General features: G+C 61.0%; 29 protein-coding genes. 11 read left to right on the plus strand and 18 right to left on the minus strand.

From position 1 onward, the window contains the following. Positions 1–123: 123 nt before the first annotated feature. Positions 124–1,563: a DUF4158 domain-containing protein gene (locus RLDS_RS30675; RefSeq protein WP_021224421.1), complete on the plus strand. Its 1,440-nt coding sequence runs from the start codon at positions 124–126 to the stop codon at positions 1,561–1,563. Beyond that, on the plus strand, positions 1,529–2,293 hold the full coding sequence (locus RLDS_RS30680; protein ID WP_001389365.1) for an IS6-like element IS6100 family transposase: 765 nt from the start codon (positions 1,529–1,531) through the stop codon (positions 2,291–2,293). The genes RLDS_RS30675 and RLDS_RS30680 overlap by 35 nt, the downstream gene beginning before the upstream one ends. A gap of 169 nt (positions 2,294–2,462) precedes the next feature. Here RLDS_RS30680 and RLDS_RS0127565 read toward each other — a convergent pair whose 3' ends face one another. The 7 genes from RLDS_RS0127565 to RLDS_RS30710 all read right to left on the minus strand — a co-directional run bounded on the left by RLDS_RS0127565 (position 2,463) and on the right by RLDS_RS30710 (position 6,468). Continuing rightward, on the minus strand, positions 2,463–2,900 hold the full coding sequence (locus RLDS_RS0127565) for a GFA family protein (RefSeq protein ID WP_201767456.1): 438 nt from the start codon (positions 2,898–2,900) through the stop codon (positions 2,463–2,465). 75 nt (positions 2,901–2,975) lie between these two features. Then, positions 2,976–3,689: an isochorismatase family protein gene (locus tag RLDS_RS30685; RefSeq protein WP_020819833.1), complete on the minus strand. Its 714-nt coding sequence runs from the start codon at positions 3,687–3,689 to the stop codon at positions 2,976–2,978. 96 nt (positions 3,690–3,785) lie between these two features. Then, positions 3,786–4,235, minus strand: coding sequence for a MarR family winged helix-turn-helix transcriptional regulator (locus tag RLDS_RS57360; protein ID WP_025160765.1), 450 nt, complete (start codon positions 4,233–4,235; stop codon positions 3,786–3,788). Between the two features lie 53 nt (positions 4,236–4,288). After that, entirely contained in the window at positions 4,289–4,579 is a 291-nt protein-coding gene (nrtS, locus tag RLDS_RS30695) for a nitrate/nitrite transporter NrtS (RefSeq protein WP_201767457.1), read from the minus strand. Continuing rightward, positions 4,576–5,430 carry a hydroxyacylglutathione hydrolase gene (gene gloB / locus RLDS_RS30700; RefSeq protein ID WP_020819836.1) on the minus strand — a complete coding sequence of 285 codons (855 nt, stop codon included), beginning with the start codon at positions 5,428–5,430 and terminating at the stop codon, positions 4,576–4,578. Before gloB ends, nrtS begins: the two co-directional genes overlap by 4 nt. Next, entirely contained in the window at positions 5,409–5,804 is a 396-nt protein-coding gene (locus tag RLDS_RS30705) for an MAPEG family protein (protein WP_020819837.1), read from the minus strand. Before RLDS_RS30705 ends, gloB begins: the two co-directional genes overlap by 22 nt. Before the next feature lie 25 nt (positions 5,805–5,829). Continuing rightward, positions 5,830–6,468, minus strand: a complete 639-nt coding sequence (locus tag RLDS_RS30710; protein WP_020819838.1) for a glutathione S-transferase family protein — start codon at positions 6,466–6,468, stop codon at positions 5,830–5,832. 461 nt (positions 6,469–6,929) lie between these two features. Between RLDS_RS30710 and RLDS_RS30715 the strand changes: the two genes are divergently transcribed. Then, a complete protein-coding gene (locus RLDS_RS30715) occupies positions 6,930–8,210 on the plus strand; it encodes a TonB-dependent receptor plug domain-containing protein (protein ID WP_084511063.1) in 1,281 nt (426 codons plus the stop codon). Here the strand turns inward: RLDS_RS30715 and RLDS_RS30720 are convergent. The 4 genes from RLDS_RS30720 to RLDS_RS30740 all read right to left on the minus strand — a co-directional run bounded on the left by RLDS_RS30720 (position 8,155) and on the right by RLDS_RS30740 (position 11,005). Then, positions 8,155–9,500 (minus strand): IS3 family transposase gene (locus RLDS_RS30720; RefSeq protein WP_408021063.1). Its coding sequence is split into 2 segments (ribosomal slippage): positions 8,155–9,170 and positions 9,170–9,500, totalling 1,347 coding nucleotides; the frame shifts between segments, so codons are not numbered across the junction. The genes RLDS_RS30715 and RLDS_RS30720 overlap by 56 nt on opposite strands. Positions 9,501–9,562: 62 nt before the next feature. Next, a complete protein-coding gene (locus RLDS_RS54415; protein WP_020819842.1) occupies positions 9,563–9,811 on the minus strand; it encodes an EthD family reductase in 249 nt (82 codons plus the stop codon). A 103-nt stretch (positions 9,812–9,914) separates the two neighbouring features. Beyond that, positions 9,915–10,301, minus strand: coding sequence for a DUF488 domain-containing protein (locus tag RLDS_RS30735; RefSeq protein WP_020819843.1), 387 nt, complete (start codon positions 10,299–10,301; stop codon positions 9,915–9,917). Continuing rightward, positions 10,298–11,005 (minus strand): winged helix-turn-helix transcriptional regulator, encoded by a 708-nt coding sequence (locus RLDS_RS30740; RefSeq protein WP_021224424.1) that lies wholly within the window; start codon positions 11,003–11,005, stop codon positions 10,298–10,300. The genes RLDS_RS30735 and RLDS_RS30740 overlap by 4 nt, the downstream gene beginning before the upstream one ends. A 253-nt stretch (positions 11,006–11,258) precedes the next feature. On the opposite strand from RLDS_RS30740, the gene RLDS_RS30745 reads away from it, so the two are divergent. Further along, a complete protein-coding gene (locus RLDS_RS30745; RefSeq protein ID WP_084511065.1) occupies positions 11,259–11,645 on the plus strand; it encodes a DUF1349 domain-containing protein in 387 nt (128 codons plus the stop codon). 33 nt (positions 11,646–11,678) lie between these two features. Further along, a complete protein-coding gene (locus RLDS_RS30750; RefSeq protein WP_021224427.1) occupies positions 11,679–12,284 on the plus strand; it encodes a short chain dehydrogenase in 606 nt (201 codons plus the stop codon). Positions 12,285–12,384: 100 nt separating this feature from the next. Here the strand turns inward: RLDS_RS30750 and RLDS_RS30755 are convergent, their stop codons facing one another. The 3 genes from RLDS_RS30755 to RLDS_RS30765 form a co-directional block, all read right to left on the minus strand. Continuing rightward, positions 12,385–12,615: a hypothetical protein gene (locus RLDS_RS30755; protein WP_020819848.1), complete on the minus strand. Its 231-nt coding sequence runs from the start codon at positions 12,613–12,615 to the stop codon at positions 12,385–12,387. A gap of 198 nt (positions 12,616–12,813) precedes the next feature. Next, complete coding sequence (gene copM / locus RLDS_RS30760; RefSeq protein WP_020819849.1) at positions 12,814–13,116, minus strand: CopM family metallochaperone; 303 nt, start codon at positions 13,114–13,116, stop codon at positions 12,814–12,816. After that, a complete protein-coding gene (locus RLDS_RS30765; RefSeq protein ID WP_020819850.1) occupies positions 13,113–13,331 on the minus strand; it encodes a heavy-metal-associated domain-containing protein in 219 nt (72 codons plus the stop codon). Before RLDS_RS30765 ends, copM begins: the two co-directional genes overlap by 4 nt. A gap of 160 nt (positions 13,332–13,491) precedes the next feature. Here RLDS_RS30765 and RLDS_RS30770 point away from each other — a divergent pair, with 160 nt between their 5' ends. The 3 genes from RLDS_RS30770 to RLDS_RS30780 all read left to right on the plus strand — a co-directional run bounded on the left by RLDS_RS30770 (position 13,492) and on the right by RLDS_RS30780 (position 17,741). Further along, entirely contained in the window at positions 13,492–16,002 is a 2,511-nt protein-coding gene (locus RLDS_RS30770; RefSeq protein WP_020819851.1) for a heavy metal translocating P-type ATPase, read from the plus strand. After that, positions 15,999–16,451 carry a Cu(I)-responsive transcriptional regulator gene (gene cueR / locus RLDS_RS30775; RefSeq protein WP_020819852.1) on the plus strand — a complete coding sequence of 151 codons (453 nt, stop codon included), beginning with the start codon at positions 15,999–16,001 and terminating at the stop codon, positions 16,449–16,451. Before RLDS_RS30770 ends, cueR begins: the two co-directional genes overlap by 4 nt. A 117-nt stretch (positions 16,452–16,568) precedes the next feature. Continuing rightward, on the plus strand, positions 16,569–17,741 hold the full coding sequence (locus RLDS_RS30780) for an MFS transporter (protein ID WP_020819853.1): 1,173 nt from the start codon (positions 16,569–16,571) through the stop codon (positions 17,739–17,741). Positions 17,742–17,744: 3 nt separating this feature from the next. Here the strand turns inward: RLDS_RS30780 and RLDS_RS30785 are convergent, their stop codons facing one another. From RLDS_RS30785 to RLDS_RS30800, 4 genes are read right to left on the minus strand one after another with little or no spacing between them, the layout of a single operon-like run. Beyond that, positions 17,745–18,509: a hypothetical protein gene (locus tag RLDS_RS30785; protein ID WP_020819854.1), complete on the minus strand. Its 765-nt coding sequence runs from the start codon at positions 18,507–18,509 to the stop codon at positions 17,745–17,747. Continuing rightward, on the minus strand, positions 18,506–19,096 hold the full coding sequence (locus tag RLDS_RS30790) for an ADP-ribosyltransferase (RefSeq protein ID WP_080993660.1): 591 nt from the start codon (positions 19,094–19,096) through the stop codon (positions 18,506–18,508). Before RLDS_RS30790 ends, RLDS_RS30785 begins: the two co-directional genes overlap by 4 nt. Continuing rightward, on the minus strand, positions 19,093–20,220 hold the full coding sequence (locus RLDS_RS30795) for a tyrosine-type recombinase/integrase (RefSeq protein ID WP_021224428.1): 1,128 nt from the start codon (positions 20,218–20,220) through the stop codon (positions 19,093–19,095). Before RLDS_RS30795 ends, RLDS_RS30790 begins: the two co-directional genes overlap by 4 nt. Next, entirely contained in the window at positions 20,217–20,744 is a 528-nt protein-coding gene (locus RLDS_RS30800; protein WP_020819857.1) for a GNAT family protein, read from the minus strand. Before RLDS_RS30800 ends, RLDS_RS30795 begins: the two co-directional genes overlap by 4 nt. Before the next feature lie 221 nt (positions 20,745–20,965). Between RLDS_RS30800 and RLDS_RS30805 the strand changes: the two genes are divergently transcribed. From RLDS_RS30805 to RLDS_RS30815, 3 genes are read left to right on the plus strand one after another with little or no spacing between them, the layout of a single operon-like run. Continuing rightward, positions 20,966–21,208 carry an AbrB/MazE/SpoVT family DNA-binding domain-containing protein gene (locus tag RLDS_RS30805; RefSeq protein ID WP_029986519.1) on the plus strand — a complete coding sequence of 81 codons (243 nt, stop codon included), beginning with the start codon at positions 20,966–20,968 and terminating at the stop codon, positions 21,206–21,208. After that, positions 21,205–21,594 carry a type II toxin-antitoxin system VapC family toxin gene (locus RLDS_RS30810; protein WP_020819859.1) on the plus strand — a complete coding sequence of 130 codons (390 nt, stop codon included), beginning with the start codon at positions 21,205–21,207 and terminating at the stop codon, positions 21,592–21,594. The genes RLDS_RS30805 and RLDS_RS30810 overlap by 4 nt, the downstream gene beginning before the upstream one ends. Position 21,595: 1 nt before the next feature. Beyond that, positions 21,596–26,134 carry an NACHT domain-containing protein gene (locus tag RLDS_RS30815; protein WP_037445481.1) on the plus strand — a complete coding sequence of 1,513 codons (4,539 nt, stop codon included), beginning with the start codon at positions 21,596–21,598 and terminating at the stop codon, positions 26,132–26,134. The last annotated feature ends 12 nt before the right edge of the window (positions 26,135–26,146 follow it).

The following is a 26,146-nucleotide window of genomic DNA, read 5'->3' on the forward strand; positions in this document are numbered from 1 at the left end:
GGCCCAGTCGGCCCCAAGCTGCGATTTTGGCCAAGTCGGAGAACGTTTTGGGAACGTGGCATTCGGTATTGACGATGGAAATCATAGAAGAGGACAGTTCGCTCCATCATAGGGAGTGGGTTGATGGATCGGAGTATTCCGGGCGGGGATTTGATCGGACGATGGAGCCTGAGCTTTGCCGATATTGATTTTGTAAATTCGAAGCCGGCCCTGACGCGCCTTGGCCTCGCCGCACAGCTGAAATTCTTCGCTTCCCTGGGGTTTTTCGCGATCGATCCCGGCTCAATCCCTACCGATGGCCTCTCGTATCTGGCCGAGCAACTCGGTGTCGAGGCTGGCGAGATAGCCGGTTATGACTTTTCCAGTCGGACAGCACGACGGCATTGTGCGGAGATCCTGATCCATCTTGGATATCACCGCATGAAGCGGGTGGATCGCGCGCAATTGACGGAATGGATTGCTGGCGAGCTGTGCCCGGGCGGCCAGTCGATCAATGCCATGCTTGAGCATGTTTTCCTGTGGTGCCGGGACCGGCGTATTTATGGGCCGTCGCGCAAGGAGCTTGAACGTGTCGTTCGCTCACAACGGCAAGATTATCTGGACACCTGGCTGATCGGAGCCAGTGATCGGCTTTCGTCAGATGCGGTGGCGTTATTGGAAGCCTCGCTTGCCGATCCGGACAGCTCGACCGGATTCAACAGGATGAAGGGTGACGCCGGACAGGCAACGCTCGACAACATTCTCGACGTGACCGAGAAACTCGCCTTTATCCAGAGACTTGATCTTCCCCATGATCTCCTGACGGCTACGGGCAAGCCATGGGTCGATCAGATTGTTCGCCGCGTTGCCGGTGAAAAGGCCTCGGAGATGCGCCGGCATGCGCCGGCGCGACAGCTCGGCCTTTATGCGATTTATCTAATGTCGCGGGAGGCGCAACTCACTGACGCGATGATCGACCTGCTGATCGAAACCGTTCACAAGATCGGAACGCGCTCGAAACGCAAGGTGGTGGGCGATATCGCGAAAGACATCGAGCGGGTCTATGGAAAGGAGCGCCTGCTGGTCGAGATCGCCAGCGCCTCGATCAATGAACCATCGGGGCGCATCTGCGATGTCATTTTCCCGATCGCCGGTAAGGCCAAGCTGGCGGCGATCGTCAAGGAGAGCCATGCGAAGGGCGCTCTGGACCGGCGCATCTACAAGGTGATGCGTGGTTCCTGGGCCAATCATTACCGGCGCATGCTGCCAAGCCTGCTTTCCGTACTTGAGTTCCGGTCGAACAACGCGGTGTGGCGGCCGGTCCTGGCGGCCCTCGACTGGATCAGGAGCAAGGTGGATGGCGGATGCCGCTTCGTGCCATTGCAGGATGTTCCGATCGATGAGGTGATTCCAGCGCGATGGCGCAGTTCCGTCATTGATGACGATGGGCGGGTAAACCGGATCAGCTATGAGCTTTGCGTCCTGACGGGCTCTGTTGCAAAAATCGTGAAGCTTGAGCATGCTTGGCGGAGATTGGACGGACGGAACGATGACGGATTTCAAGTGGCGCCATTTCCAGGGTGATGTGATCCTGTGGGCGGTGCGCTGGTATTGTCGCTATCCGATCAGCTATCGCGACCTTGAGGAAATGCTGGCGGAACGCGGCATTTCGGTCGACCATACGACGATCTATCGCTGGGTCCAGTGCTACGCCCCGGAGATGGAGAAGCGGCTGCGCTGGTTCTGGCGGCGTGGCTTTGATCCGAGCTGGCGCCTGGATGAAACCTACGTCAAGGTGCGGGGCAAGTGGACCTACCTGTACCGGGCAGTCGACAAGCGGGGCGACACGATCGATTTCTACCTGTCGCCGACCCGCAGCGCCAAGGCAGCGAAGCGGTTCCTGGGCAAGGCCCTGCGAGGCCTGAAGCACTGGGAAAAGCCTGCCACGCTCAATACCGACAAAGCGCCGAGCTATGGTGCAGCGATCACCGAATTGAAGCGCGAAGGAAAGCTGGACCGGGAGACGGCCCACCGGCAGGTGAAGTATCTCAATAACGTGATCGAGGCCGATCACGGAAAGCTCAAGATACTGATCAAGCCGGTGCGCGGTTTCAAATCGATCCCCACGGCCTATGCCACGATCAAGGGATTCGAAGTCATGCGAGCCCTGCGCAAAGGACAGGCTCGCCCCTGGTGCCTGCAGCCCGGCATCAGGGGCGAGGTGCGCCTTGTGGAGAGAGCTTTTGGCATTGGGCCCTCGGCGCTGACGGAGGCCATGGGCATGCTCAACCACCATTTCGCAGCAGCCGCCTGATCGGCGCAGAGCGACAGCCTACCTCTGACTGCCGCCAATCTTTGCAACAGAGCCCACTGCTGTTCGCAGAAAGCTGACCGTCAGCCAATTCCGGCCGTCGCTCGTCATTGGCACGCTCGAGGAAAGCGGCTGCGATGCCACTTGCACCGCAGCCGCCGAAATAGTCCGATTACTCGGGGAGAACCTCGCCGGAGCCGCCCATTTCCTTGGGGTAATCCCTCAGCTTTGGCAGGCCGTCATGCATGCGCAGGACGGTTTCCTGATAGTTCACATGCACGCCGGGCTGGAACGGGAAGCCGGGGATGATCGCCGCATAGACGTCGGTAACGCCCATGGTAGGATGCTCGGTGAACAAGTGCCCGCCGCACTTGGTGCACCATTTGCGCGTGCTGTTCGGCGTCTTGTTGAAGCCATCGATGTGCTCAGCACCGCTCGTGACCTTCACCGCCTGGGGAGGCCAAAGGGTAAAGGCGTTTACCGGTCCCGCCGACCACTGCCGGCAGGATTCACAGTGGCAATAACCGGCAGCCACAGGATCGCCAGCAACTTCAAGCTCAACCGAACCGCAGAAGCAGCTCCCCTTATGGGTGTTTCCTTCACTCACCATCCATTCTCCTTCTTTGAAATTTGCGGGCATCAAAGGGGACGGCCCGCAGCCGTGTGACATGTTGGCAAACCCGCATCAGCCACTGTGCCAGAAGTCGCGGGATGGCTCGGGCGCAGTCCGTTCAATCCGCGCAACCGCTTCCGCGGTCGTCCAGAGCGCATGAGCGAGAAAGCGCCAGTTGATCATGGCCGCTTCGTAGCCGTCGCCCTCCGCGTTGCGCGCGCCCGCCGTCGCATCGCGGACCATGGCCACTTCAAAGCCGTGCTCGATGAAGTCGCGCATATGCGCCTCGACACAGAGATTGCCGACTGGCCCTGCAAGAATGATCTGCTCGATCCGATAGCGCCGCAGCTGCAGGATCATGTCGTTGGTCGACGCGCCATAAGCCTTGTGAGGGCTGGTCACGATCGTGTTCTCATCCTGGAGATAGGGTTTGTAGCGCTCCGGGAAATCAGCGCCGGAACCCTCAAAGCCCTCGAGCGTGAACATTCCGCTCCGGCCCAACAGACCGATCCTGTGCGCCAGGTCTTCGATCGGCGTCGTCGGGGCGACCCACCTGTGATCATGGGCATAATAATAATGGGGCGAGACGAAGACCTTCATGCCGACTTTCTTGGCGGCACGAAGCAGGCTTTCGATATTCTCAGCCGTGTTGTTGCGTTCCAGGCTCTCCTGGATCAGTCCATAGGCTTTGCCGTCGGGCGACAGGAAATCATTGTGAAGGTCGGTGAAGACCAGCGCTGTCGACTGACGCCGCAGCTCCATCTCCTGGGAACTATGATCGAACATTTTTTCGTTTCCTCATCATGGAGCGGCGACAATCCTGACACCGAATATGACGTGTATATACACTATATAAATTACAATGCTTTTGAAGCTCGGCTTTCAGTAAAGCTCTGCAATTCTCTTGAGTCCCCGCTCGATACCCTGCCATTCGGCCGCACCGACGCGATCGAGAAAGTCCGCTTGCGCAGCGCTCCAAAGGATCTTCGCTTCCGTCAAAACCCGCTGTCCCTCGGCCGTCATGTGCACGGTTTTGCTACGCTTCCAACCTTCATCGCCCAAGCGGACATATCCCGCGCTTTCCAGAGGCTTCAAATTGCGACTGAGCGTGGTCCGATCCACGGCCAGCCGATTGGACAGCTCGGAAATCGAGCCGGCCTCACTGACATCGATCGCCGCCATGATGGCAAGCTGCGAAGCATTGATGCCAGATGGTCGCAACGCGTCATCATAGGCTCGCGTGACAAGGCGGGCTGCGGTGCGCAATCTAGTGCAGGCGCAGGTATTGATGAGTTGAAGTGAACTGATCATGGCTGCTCCAAGCAAGTGCATATGCACTATGCCGGAAGCGGCTCATGTCAAGCACGGGCGTCGCGCCGACCATACTATCGCGCGCTCCTGAATGCGGCGTAGCTGCCGTAGCTGGCCACGAAAAACGGCACGAGATAGGTGAGCGCCAGCTTCCATATCACGGGCCAGTGGCCGGCCAGCATTTCCGGCCCCTGGTTGATACCGTTCACGACAGTGCCTACGACCACCGCGACGACAAGCGACCGCGTGACAGAGCGCCAGGAGAAGGTGCGGCTCAAGGCCCCACGCAAATCCGGCATCCGGTGAGCAAGATGCACACCGACCTCCCGCCTCAGCGCTTCTTGCAAGTCTGGTGGGACGCTCACGCCTTGAACTCGTTTTTCCAAGTGCGAAGCGCCTCGAAACTCTCGACACGCGTCGCAGCATATATTCCGCGCTGATCCCTAAGGGACTTCAGCACCTCCTGTGCCGTCACGCGCAGAAAGGGATTCGTGGCGCGCTCCAATCCTATGGTTGACGGCAGGGTTGGGAGCCCCCGGTCCCGTTTATGCGAGTCAGCTTCAAACCGAGCCGCCAGCTCCTTGTTCATAGGCTCTACGGCAAGCGCAAAGCGCAGGTTCGAAAGCGTGTACTCATGGGCACAAAAGATCTGCGTTTCCGAGGGCAGGCCCGCCAATCGATCCAACGAGTCAATCATGGCCTGCATGGATCCACCGAATACCTTCCCGCAGCCCCCGCCGAACAAAGTGTCGCCGCTGAACAGCCAATGGCGTTTGGGCTGGTGGAAGACGATATGACCCTTGGTGTGGCCAGGAACCGCAAGAACGTCCATGGTCATCGAGAGCCCATCGAGCATGACAGTATCGCCCTCGCCTACCACATGGGTGACGCAGTCGAGAGGCACGGTGCCCGGCTTGGGAAACGGCGGATGTGACACACGGTCATGCTCATTGAGGTGCGGACCGATCACCGGCACGGACCACCGCTCGAGCAACTCGGGAACGCCCAGGTTGTGATCATAGTGCAGGTGCGTCAGCAGGATTGCGGACAGATCGAGCCCCAGTCCGTCGAGCACCTGTATCACCGGAGCGGCTACACCCGGATCGACGACCACGGCATGGCGTCCATCATGGAACAGCCAGATGTAATTGTCATTCAGCACCGGGATGGGCTGAATCTGGATCGGATCGAAGATCATGCCGTCACCAATGCCCATGCGACCATCATCTGGGCGACGAAGCCACCCGTGAAAGCGATTGTGCGGAGCCACGGAATGCCCAGCGCATAGATCACGGCGTGCAAAATGCGCGACCAGAGATAGAGCCAGCCCGCGGCCACGATTATGGGTGTGCTGATGCTCGAAAGCTCAGCCGCAAGAACGAGGGCGGCGAACACCACCAGATTTTCAATCGCATTGGCATGCGCAGCGCGGAGGCGGCGCGCCCAAGGCGACAGTGGTGCCGGCGGATCAGACGGATTGCCCACGGTCGCGCCGATCCCGGCCACGACCATGCGATTTAGGACATAAGGCACCCAAAGCAGGGCCGTGAAAATGCTAACCCAAACCAGCGGCGCGAGTTCGGCTTTCATGTCGGTTCTCCCTTTGATGCGGACGTCAGGCCGGCAGCTGTGAGCTGGGAACGGTGTCCTTCCAGGCCGGCACCTGGTTGAGGCGCGCCCACCAGGTCTGAAGGTGCGGATATTCGGCAATCGGAAAGCGGCCGCGCTCCATGTAGGTCGCCGCGCCGCCCACGACAAAATCCGCCAGCGTGACGGCATCGCCCACAAGGAACGGCCGCTCGGCGAGATGATCGTCGAGCAGTTGCGCAAGCGGCCGGAACAGTTCCTCACCCTGCCTGACGCGCTCGGGGTCGGGCTCACCGATCCCCATCATAGGCTTGCGGACGTTTTCGTGAGTCAGGATTCCGACCGGCTGCGACCAGGCTGAGGCTTCCCAGAAGAGCCAGCGCGCAATGTCTGCCCTCGCCTTGAGATCACGCGGATAGAGGGCGGTGTCGCCATGGCGCTCACAAAGGAACTGACAAATGGCGTTCGATTCCCACAGCAGCAATCCGTTGCCGTCGGCCAACGCCGGCACTTTTCCCATAGGATTGATGGCAAGAAACGCCGGTTGCTTATGCTCGCCCTTGGCCATGTTGACGAGCTGACGATCGAGGTCGCCGATCCCAAGATGCGCGATGACCGCATTGACCTTCCGGACGTTGGGTGAGGGCGGAAAAAGATAGAATTTCATGATGCGGGACTCCCAGGTTCGTCCGTCGCCAAACGGAAGCGGGCACCGCCCTCGCCTCCCAGTCGGGACTATGTCGTTGGGCAACCGATTAGGCTGTTCATCGCTGCATCTGGGGTACGGAATCCGGACCTGATTTGAGGTGCTCGTCGCCTACCGACGCTGCATTGGGCGCCGTAACCAGCTCATATCGTGTGAATTTCCTGAGCCGGGTTGAGACTGGCCGTCCTGGCAGGTGACTGTCAGCTCGGGGATCGATGTTGCCTAATCAGACTATAGTGCATATACACTATATGGAAAGAGCGCCGGTCAAACAGCCTGCAGTGCATTTTGGAAACGGACAATTTCGAAGATCGCACCCCGATCTTCGAGCTTAGTGTCGGGCACTTATTCCAGGTCACGCCGTTGCAACGAGAGCCAAAAGATATCGCAACGCGAACAATTTCAGGGAGAGGAGACGAACTATGGTGTGGAATGCATCGCATCGCTTGAAGGCTTGTGGTCTTAGCCTATTCGCATTGAGCGCGGGCCTGGCCTGGTCCAGCGCCACATACGCCCAGGAAAAGCCGGCGGCGGACAGGGCCGTGACACCTCCTTCTGAGAGAGAGGACGCGGCCGAAGCAATCGTCGTTACGGGCTCACGCATCGCCCGCTCGGGTTTCGATACGCCAACACCGGTCACGGTGGTTGGCAATGATCAAATGCAGGCGCTCAATGTCACAAACGTGGCAGATGGGCTCAACCAGCTGCCCAGCTTTCGTGCATCCAGCTCGCCCAGCAATGTGCAGGCGGCGGGCGGCAATGTCGGCTCGCGCCAGCTCGACCTGCGCTCCCTTGAAGCCAAGCGTACGCTGGTGCTGGTCGATGGCCGCCGCTTCGTGCCGAGCACGGGTGAGGGCACCGTCGACATCAACCTCATCCCTTCCGGACTCATCCAGCGCACTGAGGTTGTTACGGGCGGCGCCTCGGCGGTCTACGGCTCTGACGCCGTCGCGGGTGTCGTGAACTTCATCCTCGATCGGAAGTTCACCGGCCTCAAGGCGGACTTCCAGCTCGGGCTTTCCGAACGCGGCGACGATTTCAACCAGTTCGCCAGCCTGACCTACGGCACGGCGCTCGGCGAACGCGGCCAATTCGTCGTCTCGGCGGAGTATGAAAACAATGACGGCTTGGGCGGTTGCTACCAGGCGCGTGCATGGTGCGCCCAGGAACGCTCGATTGTCGGCAATACGCCGGCTGGCACGGCGGGCCAGCCTTCCAGCATCATCACATCGGACGTCCACGTCTCGACCATGTCGCCAACCGGTCTCATCAACCGCTCCCTAAACGCAGCGGGCCAACCGGTTTTTAGCAATGTCGCGCTCGATCCGCTGCGCGGCACGACCTTCACCGCCAGCGGGACGCCGACCAAGTTCAACTATGGCCAGTTCGCCGGCCCTCTCTTCATGATCGGCGGCGATGGGCACGGCTTCAATCCGTTCCTGTCCAGCCTGCTGCTGAAGGTGCCGGTCGAGCGCTACAGTCTCTATGGCGCTCTTAAATATGAACTGAGCGATACCATCAACGCCACGCTCGACGTCTCCTACGGTCATGTGAAGGGCACGACGCTCTCGTCTGTCCGTCGTCAGAACATTCGGCACAACTCGCGGCGTAGATTAGCGGAGTGCGGGCCTCGTCTGGGTGTTGATATTAGGCGGCGAGCTTGCGGTGCTGCAAGCGCCGATGTTCGATGGTCTGTTGCTTGATCCTTTCACGCTGTTTGATGATGGCCGGCGCCCTGCCGAAGTAGGCGTCGGCAGGTGTCACATTGGCCAGGCTCTCGTGGTAGCGCTGGTGGTTGTAGTGCTCGACGAAGGCCTCGATCTGAGCTTCGATGTCGCCGGGCAGGAAGTAGTTTTCCAGCAGGATGCGGTTCTTCAGGGTCTGGTGCCAGCGCTCGATCTTGCCCTGGGTTTGCGGGTGCATCGGGGCGCCGCGCACATGGCTCATCTTATTGGCCTCGATATATTCGGCCAGTTCGCCCGCGATGTAGCTGGGCCCGTTGTCGCTGAGCAGCCGCGGCTTGTGCAGCACCTTGGCGCTGTCGCAGCCGGAGGCAGCGAGCGCGAGGTCCAGCGTGTCGGTCACGTCCTCAGCCCGCATGTTGGTGCACAGTTTCCAGGCGATGATGTAGCGGGAGAAGTCATCGAGCACGGTCGACAGATACATCCAGCCCCAGCCGATGATCTTGAAGTAGGTAAAATCGGTTTGCCACATCTCATTCGGTCGGGTGGTCTTGGTGTGGAACTGATCGGCGGCCTTGATCACGACATAGGCCGGACTGGTGATCAGATCGTGGGCCTTGAGCAGGCGGTAAACCGTGGCTTCCGACACGAAGTAACGCTTCTCGTCGGTGAACCGCACGGCCAGCTCGCGCGGTGATAACTCGCTGTAATCCAGCGCCATCTCAACGATCTGGTCCTGGATGTCGTCGCCGATGCGGTTCCACACTCGGCTTGGCGCCGACGGCCGATCCTCCAGCGCCTCCGGTCCGCCTTCCAGGAAGCGATCATACCAGCGGTAGAAGGTCCGGCGGGCGATGCCGAGTTGGTCCAGCGTCCGCTTGGCAGGCAGGTGCGACTGCTCGACGATCCGGATGATCTCGAGCTTTTCGGAAGCGGGATACCTCATTCTTCGTCGCCCCCATCCGCGATCATGCTTTTTTTCAGCAGACGGTTCTCGAGCGTCAGGTCGGCCACGCATTCCTTCAGGGCACGGGCCTCACGGCGCAGATCCTGCACTTCGCCGGTCGTTGCGGCACGGGCGGTGTCGCCGGCCAGGCGGCGCTTGCCGGCCTCCATGAACTCCTTCGACCACACGTAATACAGGCTCTGCGCAATGCCTTCCTTGCGGCACAGCTCGGCGATGCTGTCCTCGCCGCGCAGGCCATCCAGCACAATGCGGATCTTGTCCTCAGCTGAGAAGTGCCGCCGCGTCTGCCGCCGGATGTCCTTCACCACCCGCTCAGCAGGGGCCTTGGCGGGCGATTTTTTCATGGAGGGTTGGGGCTTCATCTTCGTTCCTTCGTCACTGCGACGAAGCCCCAACCCTCCTTAATTCACAACCTCAAATCTGTGCCATTGGTGCTGACGGGGGACATCAGTGCATTGAGGGTCGGGAAACTTACGTCGGACATCAGGTGATAAGGCGGCGGCGCGAAAGCCGGACCAACCACACGCTTGGTGGCGACCCCGGTCGCGCCGACGAGCTTGGGACCGGCAAAGGGCAAATGCTCTTCGCGATATGCGCGATCGAACTCCTCTGCGTCCTTGGGGATCGGGTAGAGAATGAGCAGATGGGCCGTCATACAGCACGCCTCTCGTCGCAGATGTGAACGAGAAGCCGTATAGGTGGATCCCTAATCGCGATGGGGTATGGAATCCGGACCTGCCGCCGGCGACTGTCGTGAGCTATCGGATGTTCGCGCCTCGATCGTTCAGGAGGTCACGCAGAACGGAACGGTGACAGCGAGCCTCGTCCTCACAATAGCATCCGACCGACAGGTCGGCGTCGTGCGAAAGGGCCGCCAGCAGATCAAGGGTGCGCGATGGCATCGGCGCACCCATCTCCGCTTTGAAAGCGCGGACAAAGGTGGCCCATTCCTGGTCAGTGACCACAGCCTTGCCTTGCGCCATCAACTCGGCACTGGGCGAGAGGTCAGGATACCAGACGTCGAACCAATCCTCGTTGGCATAGTTCTCCTTGCGAACACCGCGGGGCGGTCGCCGGACGGTGCCAATCCGCGTTCCTTCCCGCGGGGTGCGAGGTTCGCCCAAGCGGACGATCTTCAACGTCATGCCGTCGCCTCCGACAAAGCCGAGCCCGTCGTCACACCCTCGCGGACAACCGGCTCAACATGAGCGAAACGATACAGATCGAACCACTTGGGAAAAGCACGCGCGAGTGCCTTCTGACCTTCGACCGCCAATCCCAGTCTTTGGGCGCCGACAAAGCTCATGTCACCGCGCCACCAGGCCACAAGCGCATGCAGAGGGCCACGAACGCAGACAGGTTCCGGGAAGCCGGGATTTTGGTGGCAGAGCGACGCTTCGGTCTTCTTCAGCAGCATGAAGCGTTGCCGATGGCCGCGAACCTCGAAGCGCACCACTAGCGGCTCCTTGGGAAGAGCCTCGAAATTAACTCGCCTTTGCATGTCGACCAGCAGCGGCTCAAGGTCGAGATCCTCATCTACCGGGTCGCGCGTCAGCCAGCGCTGTCCCCATGTGCCAAGCGCCCCCACCAGGGTCATCAACTCCTGCCCTGCCTGCGTGAGGGTGTATTCTGGGCCGTGAGCTCCGTCGGCTCTCTCGATCGCTCCAATGAACACGAGGGCTTGCAACCGTTCTGACAAAACGGTGCGAGAAATACGCGGAATGCCTCGGCGAATGTCGTTGAAACGGCGGCTGCCTGACAGAATTTCGCGGACGATCAGAAGCGTCCAGCGGCCACCCAAAGCCTCGTGGGCGCGGGCCATCGAGCAGAATTGTCCATATCCGGTCATGCGGCCCTCTTAGCACAGAGCCCCCGCCGAAAGCAGTCCGGATTCCGGACCTAATGGTACACAGCATGCGCTTCGCGCTCGTGGGCAATTCCTCTGAATTTGCAGATTTATTTATGTGGAGGAAAATCATGCGTGCTTCTGTTTCAAAGAATGTCGCCGCGATCAAAGCTGCAAGCATTGAAATCGGGTCGCGGATCGAGGAGGCCGAGGATATCGAGGCCGCCGTCAAGTTGTGCGAAAAGCTGACCGAGGCATGCAGGCTGGATCACGAGGCAGGATTTCAGATCTTGCGGCCCCTCAGAATGCCCACTGGCTCAAAATGGCGATGGAGCGTGATGAGCGGGGACGGGTTCGCATCGTCAGCGTCCGCACGAACGACACCTCCGATGACAACAATCATGATGTTGTGACAGCGCCGAATGTCTGGATGAAAATCTCTTCGGATACGAAAACGGTCGGGTTCTACTATTCGACGGACCAGAAGAGCTGGCAGCTGATCCGCTTGTTCAAAAATGACTATCCTCAGAAGCTGTGGGTGGGCGTGAGCGCGCAATCGCCGCAGGGCAAGGGATCTGTGACCCAGTTCCGGGACCTGACCCTGACCAAGACCAGCATTTCGGATTTTCGCCTCGGCCTCTGACGGCGCAAAATCGACCCGGGAAAGACAACGACAATGAAGATTCTCATCGTTGGGGCTAACGGCCTCATGGGACAGGCTGCGCTCAAAGGCCTCGCCCACCACGACGTCGTGACCGCCAGCCGCTCTGGCTCGACATGCGATCACCAAGTGGACATTACCAACACGGCATCTATCCGAGCGCTGTTTGAAAAGGTCGGACAAGTCGATGCCGTGATCTGCGCCGTTGGCCACTGCGAGTACGCGCCCTTCGTGACCATGACCGATGATCAATGGCGCGTAACCATCGAAAGCAAGCTGCTCGGGCAGATCAACCTGGTGCGTGTAGGCTGTGACTATGTCGCTGACTGCGGCTCGTTTACCCTCATTTCCGGGATCTTGAATATCAAGCCCGTTCCCGAGGCGATCGCGGATGCGACGACCAGCGGCGCGATCGACACATTCGTGCGCTGCGTCGCGCACGAAATGCCGCGCGGCATACGGATCAACGTGGTCAATCCGACCGTCCTCGAGGAGGCGTGGGACGTCTATGGTGCCATGATGCCGGGCTTCGAGCCGGTTCCGGGCGCGCTCGTGGGGAAGGCATTTCAACGGTCGGTCGAAGGGTTCATATCCGGTGAGGTTCTGATCGTGGACGCCTGATGTCGCTGGCAGCTCCCGCGTTCGCGGGGCTTTCGAATACCCAGCTATGATCGCAGCCCAGTGGCCTTCGACAAGGCAGGCCTTGGCCCCCGACCGGGCATCAACCGCGACCGGTCATAAAGTAAACAAACAGCGATCCGGCGCCGACGAGCATCAAGAGCCATGCCACAAGCCTGCCGATCCGTTCGAGCGTCCGGATCAGGAGGGCATGGCCGTAGGAGTTGAATTCCTGCACGCCTGCGACATTGCGCCGATTGAACGCTCGTTGATTGGTCCAAAGGATGATGCCGACGCCCAAGGCCAGCATGATGGCTCCTACGGTCACATTCATCAGACGTCCTTTCAGCAGTGTGTTCGTTGCAACTCATCAACTGTGGCGGATGCAAATGCGCCTCGGCTCCATTGTTGGATACCGAGGCGCACCCATGGCTGGGTGTTGCGTTGATCAACACCCAGCCACCTGGCCGACCCAAGGGCTCAGGGGGACTGGGGGGCAGCCCAGAGGAGGCCGGCCATAGGGATGCGCGGCTTACTGGCTACGGTCAGCGAGCCACTTCTTCATGAGCGCGATTTCTTTCTCCTGCGCATCGATGATGGCCTGCGCCAATTTGCTCACTTCGGGATCGGAGCCGTGATCGAGAACGACGCGGGCCATGTCGATCGCGCCTTGATGGTGCGGGATCATGCCGCGCAGGAAATCGAGGTCAGCGTCCCCGCTGAACTCAATCGCCATGTCCGCATGCATGCGGTTATTTGCGACCTGATAATCGCGAATGACAGGGTTATCCGACAGGCCTTCGGCCTGATGCTCGCTATGTCCTTCGTGCTTCACGACTGCACCTCCTCGGCGCTTTCGACCAAAGTGGTCGGATAGCCATCGTCCGCCAGCGCCTTCTGGATATCTTCCTGGCTTGCGGTGGTGGTCACGGAAATGGTGCGCGACACGGTATCGGCCTCGACAGTGGCCGCAGGATCGACCTTGCCGATCGCCTCGTTGATGTGCCGGACGCACGATCCGCAGGTCATGTCCTGGACGTGGAACTGCATCGGGATTCTCCTCAAAATTCGAGTTCGTCCCGTAAGAAATGGGGCTTGCCATCGTTGGAAGGTCAACCCGCCCGGCCAAAAAAACTTGAACCTTGACCTTCCAATGATGGGAAGCCTCACATGGGGTTGGTCAAGTTCGCGAGAATCGAGGAAGCGGAACATGCTGGCCGAAAAATCCCCCATCGAAACAGATGTTTCGACAATCACCCTGCCCATCGAGGGTATGACCTGCGCGTCGTGCGTGGGCCGCGTCGAACGCGCAATCGGCAAGATCGAAGGCGTGAGCGCGGTCAACGTCAATCTCGCAACCGAGCGGGCAAGCATCACGACGGGAGGCCCGGTCAATCGGTCCGAGCTGGTAAAAGCGGTCGAGTCGGCGGGCTATACGGTGCCAGCAGAAACCACAGAACTTACCGTGCTCGGCATGACCTGTGCGTCATGCGTCGGGCGCGTCGAGCGTGCGCTCAAGGCCGTGCCGGGTGTGGTGGAAGCGAGCGTCAATCTGGCGACCGAGCGCGCCACGATCCGCGGCGCGGCTGACGCAAAGTCGCTGATCGCTGCCATCGCTGGCGCGGGGTATGAAGCAAAACCTCTGGCCGCGAAGGCCGCCGATGCCGATGACGGCGACGATCGAAAGGAAGAGGAGCGCAAGCTGCTCAAGCGCGATCTCACCATCGCGGTGATCCTCGCTCTCCCGGTCTTTCTCATGGAAATGGGGTCTCACCTCATTCCCAGCGTCCATATGTACATTGCGATGTCGATCGGCATGCAGACGAGCTGGTACATTCAGTTCGCGCTGACGACCCTCGTGCTCGCAATTCCAGGCTTTCGTTTCTACCAGAAAGGCCTCCCGGCCCTGATCCGGCTCGCTCCGGACATGAACTCGCTCGTCGCGGTCGGCACGCTGGCGGCATATGGCTATTCGCTTGTTGCCACTTTCGCTCCGACGCTTCTCCCGCCAGGGACAGTGAACGTCTATTATGAGGCGGCAGCGGTCATCATCGCGTTGATCCTGCTCGGCCGCTATCTGGAGGCGAGGGCAAAAGGGCGCACGTCCGAGGCGATCAAGCGTCTCGTTGGCCTCCAGGCCAAAACAGCGCGCGTACGCCGTGCCGACGGTACGGTCGAAGTTGCCGTCGCAGACGTCGTTGCGGGCGACATCATCGAAGTTCGGCCCGGTGAACGGATCCCTGTCGACGGCGAGGTTATCGAGGGCGAAAGCTACGTCGATGAATCCATGATCACCGGTGAGCCAATTCCGGCCAGGAAAGCGGAAGGGGCGAGCCTCGTCGGGGGCACTGTCAACCAGAAGGGGGCTCTGGCATTCCGCGCAACGGCAGTCGGCGATGCCACCATGCTGTCCCAGATCATTCGCATGGTCGAGCAGGCGCAAGGATCGAAGCTGCCGATCCAGGCGCTCGTGGACAAGGTGACGATGTGGTTCGTGCCCGCTGTCATGGCGGTGGCCGCGCTCACGTTCGGCGCCTGGCTGGTATTCGGTCCGTCCCCGGCCTTGACCTTCGCGCTGGTCAATGCGGTCGCGGTCCTCATCATTGCCTGCCCCTGCGCGATGGGTCTGGCGACGCCTACAGCCATCATGGTTGGCACCGGGCGGGGAGCTGAACTGGGCATTCTGTTCCGCAAGGGAGAAGCGCTGCAGCTGCTGCGTGATGCCAAGGTCGTCGCCGTCGACAAGACCGGCACGCTGACCGAAGGCCGACCTGCGCTGACGGACTTGCAGGTCACGCTCGGCTTCGACCGGTCGGCCGTTCTCGCCCGGATTGCGGCAGTAGAGGACAAGTCCGAACATCCGATTGCCCGCGCTATTGTCGACGCCGCTCTTGCCGAGAAGCTTAGTCTCGCTGAGGTGGCCAACTTTGAATCCCTGACCGGGCGCGGTGTTCGCGCCGAGGTGCTTGGCGATCGGGTCGAAATCGGGGCGGATCGCTACATGCGCGAGCTTGGTCTGGACGTCACCGCTTTCGCCAAGACAGCATCACGCCTGGCCGCTGAAGGCAAGTCGCCCCTCTATGCAGCGATCAATGGCAAGCTTGCAGCCGTCATCGCTGTGGCTGATCCCATCAAGGAAACGACCCCTGCGGCCATTGCCGCTCTTCACGGTCTCGGCCTGAAGGTTGCGATGATCACCGGCGACAATCAGCACACCGCCCAGGCGATCGCGCGCCAGTTGGGCATCGACGAGGTTGTCGCTGAAGTCCTGCCTGACGGAAAGGTCGAGGCCGTACGCCGCCTGAAAGCAGAATATGGTCGCCTCGCCTTCATCGGTGACGGCATCAACGATGCACCGGCGCTTGCCGAGGCAGACGTCGGGATTGCGGTCGGCACGGGCACGGACATCGCCATCGAGGCTGCCGACGTCGTGCTGATGTCGGGCCACCTCAACGGCGTGGCGTCGGCGATCGCGCTCTCTCGTGCCACGATCGGGAACATCCGCCAGAACCTCTTCTGGGCCTTCGCCTATAATACGGCGCTCATCCCGGTCGCTGCCGGTGCTTTATGGCCGATCTGGGGCATCCTGCTGTCACCGGTGTTTGCTGCCGGCGCGATGGCAATGTCGAGCGTGTTCGTCCTCGGTAATTCGCTGCGGCTTCGGGGATTCCAACCCCCGGAGGGATCGACTGGCACGCTTGAAAAGGGAGCGGGGCGATGAACATCGGCCAAGCAGCCAAGGCGTCCGGCGTCTCCGCTAAGATGATCCGCTACTATGAGCAGACTGGCCTCATTCCAAAGGCGGATCGCCGGGATTCAGGTTATCGGGACTATTCACCGGGCGACGTCAACATGCTCCGTTTCATCCGACGCGCGCGGGACCTTGGGTTCGCGGTGACGGAGATCAACGAGCTCCTCAACCTGTGGCGCGACCGGTCGCGCCACAGCGCCGACGTCAAGCGGATTGCGCAGTCGCATATTTTCGAGCTGCAGGACCGCATCAAGGGGCTCAACCAGATGGTCGATACGTTGCAGGGGCTGGTGAGTTGCTGCGCCGGCGATGACCGTCCAGACTGCCCGATTATCGCGGATCTTGAAGAGCCTTCATCGGGAAGTGCGTTACCGGCCCCGGCCTCTGTCGGAATTGGCCGCCTGCGTCATCGACCCTGAAGTCCTCTGTGCTCTCCGGTAATTCACTGAACATCGTCGCGGATTGGGGGACGCCGATGGTAGAGAGCTTATCAGGGAAGGCCAAGACGGACGGAACGGTAGAGGGGGAGTGCATCAATGGCCTTGGAGTTCCGGCAGGGGTGGGGATGGCTGGTACTCGCTGCGCTCACGGTTTCCACCATCGGCGATGAAATTACGCTTCTCACGCTTATGTTTCGGACCGCCGAAGGTTCATCGGCATATGGCGTCCCAACCCTGCTCATCGCGGAGCTGCTTCCCGGCCTGATCGCCGCCCCTTGGGCGGGGCGGCTGATAGATCGCAGGGACGCAGCTCTGGTGCTGATCGTCGTCTCGGCACTGCAGGCAGTCGTGATCGCGATCGTCGCAGCTATCCCGCCGATGACCCTCGTCGGTGCGGCGGTTCTGAGCCTGCTGTTCACAATCAGCAGTGCCGCCACCTTTGCGCTCATTCCGGTCCTTTCCGGCGCGCTCGGCATGACGCTGGCGCGCGCGAACAGCTATCTCGAAATCGTCCGTAGTTTGGGCATGCTGGCAGGTCCGGTCGCAGGTGGAATCCTAATCGGTTGGATCGGGGCCAGCAACGCACTTATGGTCGATGCCACCAGCTTTGCCGTTTTGTGCTGCATCGTAGCTATGAGTGGCCTGCGCCGCAGACCCCAGAAGGAAGAAGCGGCAGAGCCTGATCTGTTCGCCGACTACCGCCCATTACTCGGTAATCGAAGAATTATGGTGGTCACGGGCGCGCTGAGCCTGGAGGTTTTTGCCACGGCAATTGCTGACGTCGCTTTCGTTTTCCTGGTGATGATGACGCTGAAGAGCGGGCCTGTTGCATTTGGCGTGCTTACCGCCCTCTGGGCCGCCGGGATGCTCCTTGGCGCGACGATGGCCGAAACCGTCATCGGCAACAGATTGGGAGCGACAGCGTTCGGGACGGCTGGGGTCATGGGGGCGACCATGCTGCTGATCGGCCTAGCGCCAAGCACACTGGCGATCGTCGCCATCGCGTTCGTCGCCGGCGGCGGGGCTAACAGCATCCACAACGTTGCCGTGCGAACGTTGCTCCAATCCGAGTGTCCGCCGGCCCAACATGGCAAGGTTGCTGCAATCTACGGCGCAGTCACTCGGACCGCCACTATTGGTGGATACGTCGCCGGCGGGCTGTTTGTCCCGGATGATGCGCCGAGCGCTTACCTCGTCGGTGGAATGCTGGGCGTTGCAGCGGGCATGGTCGGGTGGCGAGTTTTTAATGGCAAGTGGAAGACGGCTTAAGCCTCAGCCGACCTCTGGAGGTCGCATATACTCCCGGAAATCCTTCATTTCTTCCGCGGTCGGCACCGGCGTGGTAGGCATGAAGCGGATCGTTTCGGCGAGGTCGCGGCGAGTATGGTAGCCTATGATTGAGCCGCCGACGCTCAGTTCATATTCCATGCTGCCTGTGTAGCGATTGGGCATCGCGAGCCCAGGCGCAAAGGCAATCGGTTTGTTCTTGGATTTGCTGCCGCTGACCTCATGCTTGGCAAGGGCAATGCGGATAAACTCGATCGTCGTGAACCCCATCTCGGTCCGCGCCAGATCATCGCGCATCCGTTGTACAAGCTCGGGATTGTCGCGGGCGATTCTGAGCTGCTGCGCGCGAAGCTCCCGATCGTAGTGCTGGTAATTGACCTCGCGTTCCAGATGGGCTGCTTTCAGATCGAAGCCGCCGCTGGACGCAAGTCGGACCACTTCGTCGCACCGCTGGCGCCACGTCCGCAGCAACTCGTAAGCTGCGTAGATCCACATGGGCGAGAGAGCCGTCAAAAGCGCCATCGTCTCAAGCGGTCGATCGTCATCGTGCATGTGCCGCAGAACTTCGCGCTCCATGCCGTTGAGGACATTGTCGATCAGCTCCAGTTGCTGACCCTGCATGACCAGCCAGGGATTGTCGCTGAAACCAGCGAGCGCGTTAAGGGCTGCCGTGAGCTCGGTGGGACCGATATCCTCGGCTCGCCTTGGTCCCGCCTGATCGTCGACTCGAGGCCAGTCATCCTCGCTCATACCGGCGCCTCGCAAGGCTCCAGGATAAGCTGGAGAAGGTCCCCCGGTAGCATTTGTGCGTCGGTGATCGAGAACAGGGTGTCACGCGGGAGTAGGATCTCAAATTCCCCCTGAGCGGCGCCGTCGTGCATGTCGATCGCAGGCGAGCCGGCCGGCAGCCGAAATTCCAGCATGGTGGGGCGGCTCTGGTTGCGGCTGCGCTTGTCGAGGAATGCGTCGCACCAGCTTCGCTCCGTCGATGTCGAGATGTATCCGGGATAACGATAATGCAGGCCCACAAAGCTGGCCGGTGCCCCCTCCAGGGCGCCGCGAACACCCCAGCCATGGCCATGGCCCGACCAGAGCGTCTGCGCACTCAACAGGCGCGACATTGAGAAAACGGCGTCGATGGCGTCGCGTTTTGCACGCGCGCCGGATGAAAACGTGCCGAAGTTCGGATTGTGCGACAGTGCCTCGGTGCGCCCCTGCGCGATCGCATGAAAAAAGGTCGAATCCGCCCCATAGCTTCGCAAGGCCAAGTGCTCTGCCTCGGTTAACTCTCGCTCACGGCCGATCAGGCCGTTTGCAGTTACGATGAGTGCTGTCACAGAAAACCTTCCCCCGCGTGCTCGCGGAACCGCTCATGGTCCCGCACATATTCGGCGACCATCTCGAGCGACGAGTGGCGGCTATGCTCTTTCATCTTGAACAGGTTCGCGCTTTGCCGCCCCGCTTCGGTGAGGAAGCCGGCCCTCAGCGAATGGCCAGAGAACAATTCAGGCGGATAGCCGGCCGCTACGGCTGCGGCCTTGACCACAAGGGCCACGCCCTGCGCGCTCATCGACTTTTCAGTGAGACGACCCTGCGGCGTGAGCTTGCGGAACACCGGACCGCTGCAAATCCCCGCCTTTTCAATCCATGCATTATAATGGTGGACAGGTTCGAGCCTGCGACCATCCAGAATGGCCACGGTTTGGCCATCGCCCTCCTGATCGGTCTTGGAGGAAGGAATCCGGATCAAAAGGCCGCGCGCATCTTCGGCCACCCGGGCGACTGTTACTTCAACGAGCTCGGAGCGTCGGAAGGCGCCTGCCATCCCGATCGCAAGCAGCGCGCGGTCGCGATAGGCGCGCAGGTCATCCCCGGTGATGCTCCTGAGCATGTCGCGCATCACATCGCCATCGGCTGCGCGCTTCTTGTCCGGGAGGTCGTCACGCTTTTCCCGCCGGATCGCGCGCATCGCCTTTTCGAGCCGGGCGGCGTCCGGCTGGGAGGTCGGGGGTTCCAGGTCGGCTGCGCGATGGGCGAACACGATTGCAGCCAGCCGCCGGCCTATGGTCGCCTTGCCAAGCGGAGATGGCGCTTTGCGCGGAAGAACCTTGCCCGTCTTGGTCCGTCGTGGTTCGAGGGGGACAAATCCGGTCTCGGCGAGCAATGTAAGGAACGCGGCCACAGTTGAAGGTGTGGCAGGCAGCGGCCGGTAACCACTTTCGCGACACCAGGCGCAAAACAGCCGCCAATCCGACTTGTACGCGCGCAGCGTGGCATCGGCCGAGGCACGGCCTACATAGCGATCGACACGCTCGCGGTCGTCGGCGGTCAGATCCGGAAGGTAAGGCTCGAGGCTCTCCACGGTATCGAGAAGGACCATCGCACCGGCGAGGACAGCTTCGAGATCGTCAGCTACTTCTGCCGGAGGCGGAGGAGCGGGGGGGACGTCGCCGTTCATCATGGCAATAGTGTCAACCGCGACGGAAGTGGGACTGCCTGAAGGTCTCGCACCTTCATAGGCAGCGATAGAAGATTCACGGCATCCTCATCCTGATCCGCGAGATCCCACTGAAGGTTGAACCGGCGATAGAAGGCCAGGCGTGGATCGTCGTCTTCAACATCCTGCTTGTATCGCTTGAGCTCGACTGGGCGGATGTCAGCATCAGGATGGTGACGCTTCGCCCAATCGACCATGAGGTTGAGGGCGACAGTACCGATGCCCTGGCGATGCCAGGTTGATGGGTCGACAACGTTGAAGCCGTTTGAGAGCCGGACGCCCTGGTGACGACTGAACGAGGCTCCAGCGCGCATCATTATCTTCGCGCCGTCCAGGTCGCGACCCGGAACGAGCTTCAGGGTTTTCGCGCCCTCGACCGCCAGCAGCAGTTCGAGCTGCTCATTCGTATCCGCAGTCTGATGTATGATCAGCGTCACCGGATCCGTTTCACCCTTCACGGTGGATTGCAGGCTGTACCGAGCGACCATGATTTTCGTCCTTGAGTGATCCTTTCGAAGGTATCCAACCCCCTCCTAAAACGCCAGAATGTTTTTAGCAGGAATCAGTCTTATCGCTAATTACATAAGTGACATTGGCTGCATGAACGGTCCAGCCCTCGAGACAATGTCGGATCTGAATGGATTGGCATCAAGCGAGATTTGTGGCATAAAAGGCACTTGATGTCATTCGATGACGTGATGGTGTGAAAATGGTCCAGGTTAACATAACTCCCAATGGGCGCATGAGTTTGCCCATCGACATTCGTAAGCGGCTTGGCTTGGAGAATGGCGGCTCGGTCATCGTCGAGGAAACAGAAACGGGCGTCGTTCTGCGCACTGTCTCGCAGGCGGTGGCGCGGGCGCAGGCCATCGCCAAGCGCTACACCGAAGGCAACCCAGACGCGACCGTGACAGCGTTTCTCGCCGACCGACACGCCGAGAGCGGCGAATGAGCAAGGTCGTCCTCGATGCGTCCGCCGTGCTTGCGCTGCTCAAGGGAGAGCGCGGAGGAGCGAAGGTGGCTGGAGTATTGACGGATGCGGCGATCGGTGCGTTCAATCTGGCCGAGGTCGTTAGCCATTTTGTCCGGTTAGGCGCGCCGATTGAAGAAGTGCGGGAGATGCTCGGTGCCTTGCCGATGCGGGTTGTAGCCGCTGATGAGGCGCTGGCGTGGGAGGCTGGCGCGCTGCGCGCGCTGACTGCAGAAGCGGGGCTGTCGCTGGGAGATCGTTTCTGCCTTGCCCTCGCCAAACGGGAAGGCGTTCCCGCCTACACCGCCGATCAGGCCTGGAAGAAGGTGGCCGACGCCGCCAAAGTGAAAGTGACGGTCATTCGTTGATATGAGTACGCCTTCCTCGCCGACCGCCCCCGATCCGACGGCATTTGTGGCAGCGATGCTCAATCTGCCGGATACCGGCAACAAGGGGTTTGAGGGCTTCGTGCGCGATTGCCTTGAGGAGTTGCTGGGCCAGAGCTTCCGGCTCATGAAGTCGGGACACCAGCACGGAATGGATGGCGCGAACGACGCGCCAGCCAATGGCCTAGCGATCGGCTTTGAAGGCAAGAAATACGGTTCCAATAGCAACGTTTCGGTGGCTGAGGTCCAACGCAAGATTTCGGACGCTGCGGTCAACATAGATGCGTTGGACCTCTGGATCCTCGCGACCACCACCCACATCACCCGGACCGACCTCGTCAAATTTCGCGAAGTCGGCGCCGAGCGTGGCATACAGGTTGAGGTCCTCGACCCGTCGGGGCGCGAGGATCGGCCGAGTTCGCTCGCGCTGCTGGCTGCGTCCGCCCCCAACGCCGTCAAAGCCCATCTTGGCGAAGGCCCAGCGATAACCGGTTATCTTGCTGCGATCGCGGCGGACGACGACTTCGTGGCAGATTGCGCCCGCGTCTTCGAGCCGTTCCGGCGGGACGACGTCGGCTATGCGTCGACAAGGGTCGCCGGTGCGCGCTGGCTCAAAGAGGCCTTCGAGGATGATCGCGTCGCGATCGCACAGCTTCAATGCTACGGCGGTCTCGATGCGCCCGGCACGATCCGGGTCGCGCGCGCGGCCCCAAGTGCCGCATTCGAGCAGTGGTGGACGATGCGTCCCCTCCTCCCTCTTGCTGTCCTGGGCGCTGAGGGCGTGGGCAAGACCTGGAGCTTCCTCGCCTGGTGGCAGGAGAAAATGGCAGCGTCCCCCGATGCGCTTCCGCTCACGATCGTCGTGCCTGCGCGTGGTCTTGTCGCACCGCCCCTCATGCCCCCACACCGCTTCCTCGCCAGACTGATCGCTCAGCGTGTTCCAGGCCATGACGAAGATTTCTGGGAGCGCAGGATACAGCTCTGGACCCGAGCACCTGCTCAGGCGCCGCGCATTCTGCTGGTGATCGACGGCCTCAACCAGGAGGTCAATTTTACCGACTGGCAGAAGGTCATACAGCCATTACAGGCTGGTGGCCTTGAGGGTCATGTTGCGATCGCCATGACCTGCCGAAAGGAATATTGGGAGGATGACCTCAAGTCCCTCGCCAACCTCCTGCCCCAGGCATGGCCGGTGACGGTCGAGGATTTCACGGAGACCGAACTCGACGAAATGCTGTCGCGCTACCGCGTTCCTCGCTCGGAGTTGAGCGAAGAGCTCCTCAAGCTGATGGCGATCCCCCGCTATTGCCAGCTGGCCATCCAACAGCGCGAACATCTTCAGGCAAGCGGCGACATTACGATCGAGCGCCTGATCTACGAGGATTGGCGGCACCGTCTTAACCTCCATGGTTCAAATCTCACGCCGAGTTCTGAAGATTTCCATCAGTTCCTCGCTCAGGAGGGTAACCGGCTCCGCGCAGCCATCGAGGATGACGCCGATGCCGAATTGCACCTGACGCGCAAGGACATGATCGAAGCGCTTGGATCGGAAAGTGGAGCCGCCGAGCCTGCCCTTCGAACGGCACTCAGCGAGATCATTTCAGGCAATTGGGTGGACCGTGTGCCTGGGAGCGCGCACCGCTTTCGTTTGAAGAAGGATCGTGTGCCCTTGGCGCTGGCCCTCGCGCTCATCGCCGATCTGGACCAGGCAGGAGCAGGACGCGCGGATCGACTGGCGCAGTTCATGGAGCCGCTGCGCGGCACCGACCGGGGCGTCGATATCCTGCGCTGGGCAGTCACCGCTTCTCTTGTACGCCAGAGTGCTTCCAGTGAAACCTTCATGCTGTTGCTGCGCGACTGGTTCTTCCAGCAGAATTTCGGTCGGCATGATTTTGCCACGCTGAACCGATTGATCCCGGGTGCGCCGGAGCAGTTCCTAGATTTCGCCGAGCAGATCTGGCTACGATACAATAGCTCTCTTCGTGACGAGAACATCTTCATCACGGCATTCGCGGACGCGGCCAAGTATCCGGTCTTCCGCGATGCACTGGCCAACCGCCTGTCCCGATGGCTCGGCTATTACTGGGTCGATGCCACCCGGCTCCGGATCGCAGAGCGGAAAGCAACCGAGGATGACGCGCACGCTGTGACCACCGCGGCGCTGGAAGAGCGGCATCAACGCTGGTCGGCTGTGGAGGAGGCCTTGGCTCCCGCAATCAGCACGACGCTGCAGAAAGTTGAGATGCCCGAGCGGAACGAGCGCGACTATAGCGGCTTGGCAGGGAGAGCGCTTGGCATTCTGTCCATGTTGCCGCGACAGCCCTTTCTGCCTGCTATTTTGAGCTGGGCTGCCTCGCGTGCCATCAGCGAGGCGCTTGGCCCGTTTGACGCAATGGGATGGGTGTTGCGGATCAATCCTGTCGACGGCGAAGAGACGGCTGCTACTCTTCTGGGGCTGGCGCGCCGACTGATTGATAGCGGCGATGACGTCGGTCGCGACGTTGCCCGCCTTCTTCTCGACGGCCTCGCCTCGCCGGATGCAACCAAGCTGCGGGCTGAGCTGCCTGCCGTGGAGCGGCGCACCTGGTTCGGGCCCCGCGCCACCGTCGATGAAGCAGGTGTGGCCCATTTGCCGGAGGTTGCGAGCGGCAGGACGGGGGACGAACCTCTCGAGCGGTTCATCCCGCTCAAGGAGCTGGCATTCGATCCGAACGTCACGCTGGCTCCAGAGGATCAGGAACTCCTGGTCGCCGCGGCCGAAGACACCGATGCGTCCGCCGTGTTCCTGAGCGCTATGGGGCAGGATTCAGCGGACTATGCCTTGCTGCACAGTATGCCTGTGCTGGCGCGCTGGGCGCCCGAGGCGTTAACGGGTTTGATCCGGCGGATCTTTGCCAGCGCCGAGACGCGTCTCGCTTCGAATGAAGGTGAAGGCGAGGAAACGCTCATCCGGCTGGCCAAGGAGATCGGCCGATACTGGCCGCTCCTCGATGCGGAGACCCACGAGATGTTCGCGCGATCCGTCGCCCCCATGCTGGAGCGCTCGCTCCTCACCAGGAAAGACAGCGACTGGCTCCATGCCCAGATATCGCGTCTGGCAGGGAAAACAGCGGCGCAGCAGATCGCAATCTTCAAGAACGACCCCCACGGCCCCTGTTTCTACACGGACGAAGTCGCAGTCTTCGCCACCCCTGTGGAGGCGGACTATGAGCTCATCCGGCCTTTGCTGGCTGGTGAGCACCGTCAACATTGGATTTCCTATCTTGCCAGCGTCGACCTTAGCGAAATGCCTTCCAGCCTCGCGGAAGACCTTGTTGCCGACTTTGCCACCGACGGCGATGTCACCCGGCGGCTGCTCTTCCTGATCGCTCGCCGCAGCAACCAGCCCTCCCTCCTTCGCGCCCTGGTCGATACCAAGTGGAGCTGCGCTGCCGACACCGAAATCAATGAGGCGGCGAATGGGTCGCTCGTGTTGATCGCGGCCGCCAGACATTTCCCGGTGCCTGACCTCGACACGCGCATCGATCCGGTCGCGTGGGGCGCGCGAGTTCAAGATGAGCCCGACGATGAGGACGCGCTCGACCATTTCGAGGCGTTCGTCCTGGACGCAATCGGCAAGCAGTCGTTTCCTGACGGCTTTGGCAAACAGGTTTCATGGCTGAACGCCAATGAGGCAATGCTCGTCCTGGCCGAACGGCGCGGCCCCGCGCTTGTCGCGGCCATCGATGCCCTGCTCGCGCGCGGCGCGGAACATGCGTTCGCGTTCGACAATTTCCCAGTCATGACCGCGCTGCGCGCTCTGATGATGAAGCAGCCCGAAGAGGGCGCGAGAATCTGGTCAACGCTCTATCCCCATTACAAAGAGAGCAGCTGGACTAAGATGGACAGCTTTGAGAGCCTGCCCTTTTACAGCGACCGGTCCGAGATGACCCGGCACTGCGAACAGGTTCTCGAAGATGCGAACACGGATCACGCGCTGGCTTCCGTCGCCCGGTGGGCGACAGAGGGCGGGCGGCTGGGGTGGCTCCTCGACCGGATGTTCGCCTGGTTGGAAAGCCCGCTCGCCGGCGACATCGCTCGAGCGTTCGATCTTGGCCGCTTCCTCGACCCTGGCCCCGATGCAGATGGCTTCTGGCAGCGAGCGAGGGCGATCCAGACCTCAGGCTGGTTGCAGGAGACGCAGGACAAGGCAGAGGAAAGCTATCGCCGACGGACCGCCGCTGGTCACTGGCGTGACCGGTTCATGTCGGGCAACGACCCGGACAAGGCCTTTGCCTCCCTCACCCTCTTCCTTGCATGCGCCGATGATCGAGCGATCACATTGTTCGAGCGAGCTATCGCAGCGCGCGGGTTCGATGGACTTCCGTTTGAAGAGTCGGCGATCTGGCATGCGGCGCGCCGCGATCGAGACCGCGTCGAGAAGGAAGCGACCAAGAATCTGGATAAGCGGCTCTATTTCACCGACATCTGCAAGGAGACCCATGCACCTTGGCGTGCCCGGGCGCGTTCACTGCCGGACTGAGAAGAAGCAGGC

Source organism: Sphingobium lactosutens DS20, from assembly GCF_000445105.1.
GTDB classification, from domain to species: Bacteria; Pseudomonadota; Alphaproteobacteria; order Sphingomonadales; family Sphingomonadaceae; genus Sphingobium; species Sphingobium lactosutens.

Coding starts and splice junctions, on each gene's coding strand:
- RLDS_RS30675 (WP_021224421.1), top strand. CDS start 124: ATGGATCGGAGTATTCCGGGCGGGGATTTGATCGGACGATGGAGCCTG.
- RLDS_RS30680 (WP_001389365.1), top strand. CDS start 1,529: ATGACGGATTTCAAGTGGCGCCATTTCCAGGGTGATGTGATCCTGTGG.
- RLDS_RS0127565 (WP_201767456.1), bottom strand. CDS start 2,900: ATGGTGAGTGAAGGAAACACCCATAAGGGGAGCTGCTTCTGCGGTTCG.
- RLDS_RS30685 (WP_020819833.1), bottom strand. CDS start 3,689: ATGTTCGATCATAGTTCCCAGGAGATGGAGCTGCGGCGTCAGTCGACA.
- RLDS_RS57360 (WP_025160765.1), bottom strand. CDS start 4,235: ATGCACTTGCTTGGAGCAGCCATGATCAGTTCACTTCAACTCATCAAT.
- gloB (WP_020819836.1), bottom strand. CDS start 5,430: ATGGGCATTGGTGACGGCATGATCTTCGATCCGATCCAGATTCAGCCC.
- RLDS_RS30705 (WP_020819837.1), bottom strand. CDS start 5,804: ATGAAAGCCGAACTCGCGCCGCTGGTTTGGGTTAGCATTTTCACGGCC.
- RLDS_RS30710 (WP_020819838.1), bottom strand. CDS start 6,468: ATGAAATTCTATCTTTTTCCGCCCTCACCCAACGTCCGGAAGGTCAAT.
- RLDS_RS30715 (WP_084511063.1), top strand. CDS start 6,930: ATGGTGTGGAATGCATCGCATCGCTTGAAGGCTTGTGGTCTTAGCCTA.
- RLDS_RS54415 (WP_020819842.1), bottom strand. CDS start 9,811: ATGACGGCCCATCTGCTCATTCTCTACCCGATCCCCAAGGACGCAGAG.
- RLDS_RS30735 (WP_020819843.1), bottom strand. CDS start 10,301: ATGACGTTGAAGATCGTCCGCTTGGGCGAACCTCGCACCCCGCGGGAA.
- RLDS_RS30740 (WP_021224424.1), bottom strand. CDS start 11,005: ATGACCGGATATGGACAATTCTGCTCGATGGCCCGCGCCCACGAGGCT.
- RLDS_RS30745 (WP_084511065.1), top strand. CDS start 11,259: ATGCAGGCTGGATCACGAGGCAGGATTTCAGATCTTGCGGCCCCTCAG.
- RLDS_RS30750 (WP_021224427.1), top strand. CDS start 11,679: ATGAAGATTCTCATCGTTGGGGCTAACGGCCTCATGGGACAGGCTGCG.
- RLDS_RS30755 (WP_020819848.1), bottom strand. CDS start 12,615: ATGAATGTGACCGTAGGAGCCATCATGCTGGCCTTGGGCGTCGGCATC.
- RLDS_RS30765 (WP_020819850.1), bottom strand. CDS start 13,331: ATGCAGTTCCACGTCCAGGACATGACCTGCGGATCGTGCGTCCGGCAC.
- RLDS_RS30770 (WP_020819851.1), top strand. CDS start 13,492: ATGCTGGCCGAAAAATCCCCCATCGAAACAGATGTTTCGACAATCACC.
- cueR (WP_020819852.1), top strand. CDS start 15,999: ATGAACATCGGCCAAGCAGCCAAGGCGTCCGGCGTCTCCGCTAAGATG.
- RLDS_RS30780 (WP_020819853.1), top strand. CDS start 16,569: ATGGCCTTGGAGTTCCGGCAGGGGTGGGGATGGCTGGTACTCGCTGCG.
- RLDS_RS30785 (WP_020819854.1), bottom strand. CDS start 18,509: ATGAGCGAGGATGACTGGCCTCGAGTCGACGATCAGGCGGGACCAAGG.
- RLDS_RS30795 (WP_021224428.1), bottom strand. CDS start 20,220: ATGATGAACGGCGACGTCCCCCCCGCTCCTCCGCCTCCGGCAGAAGTA.
- RLDS_RS30800 (WP_020819857.1), bottom strand. CDS start 20,744: ATGGTCGCTCGGTACAGCCTGCAATCCACCGTGAAGGGTGAAACGGAT.
- RLDS_RS30805 (WP_029986519.1), top strand. CDS start 20,966: ATGGTCCAGGTTAACATAACTCCCAATGGGCGCATGAGTTTGCCCATC.
- RLDS_RS30810 (WP_020819859.1), top strand. CDS start 21,205: ATGAGCAAGGTCGTCCTCGATGCGTCCGCCGTGCTTGCGCTGCTCAAG.
- RLDS_RS30815 (WP_037445481.1), top strand. CDS start 21,596: ATGAGTACGCCTTCCTCGCCGACCGCCCCCGATCCGACGGCATTTGTG.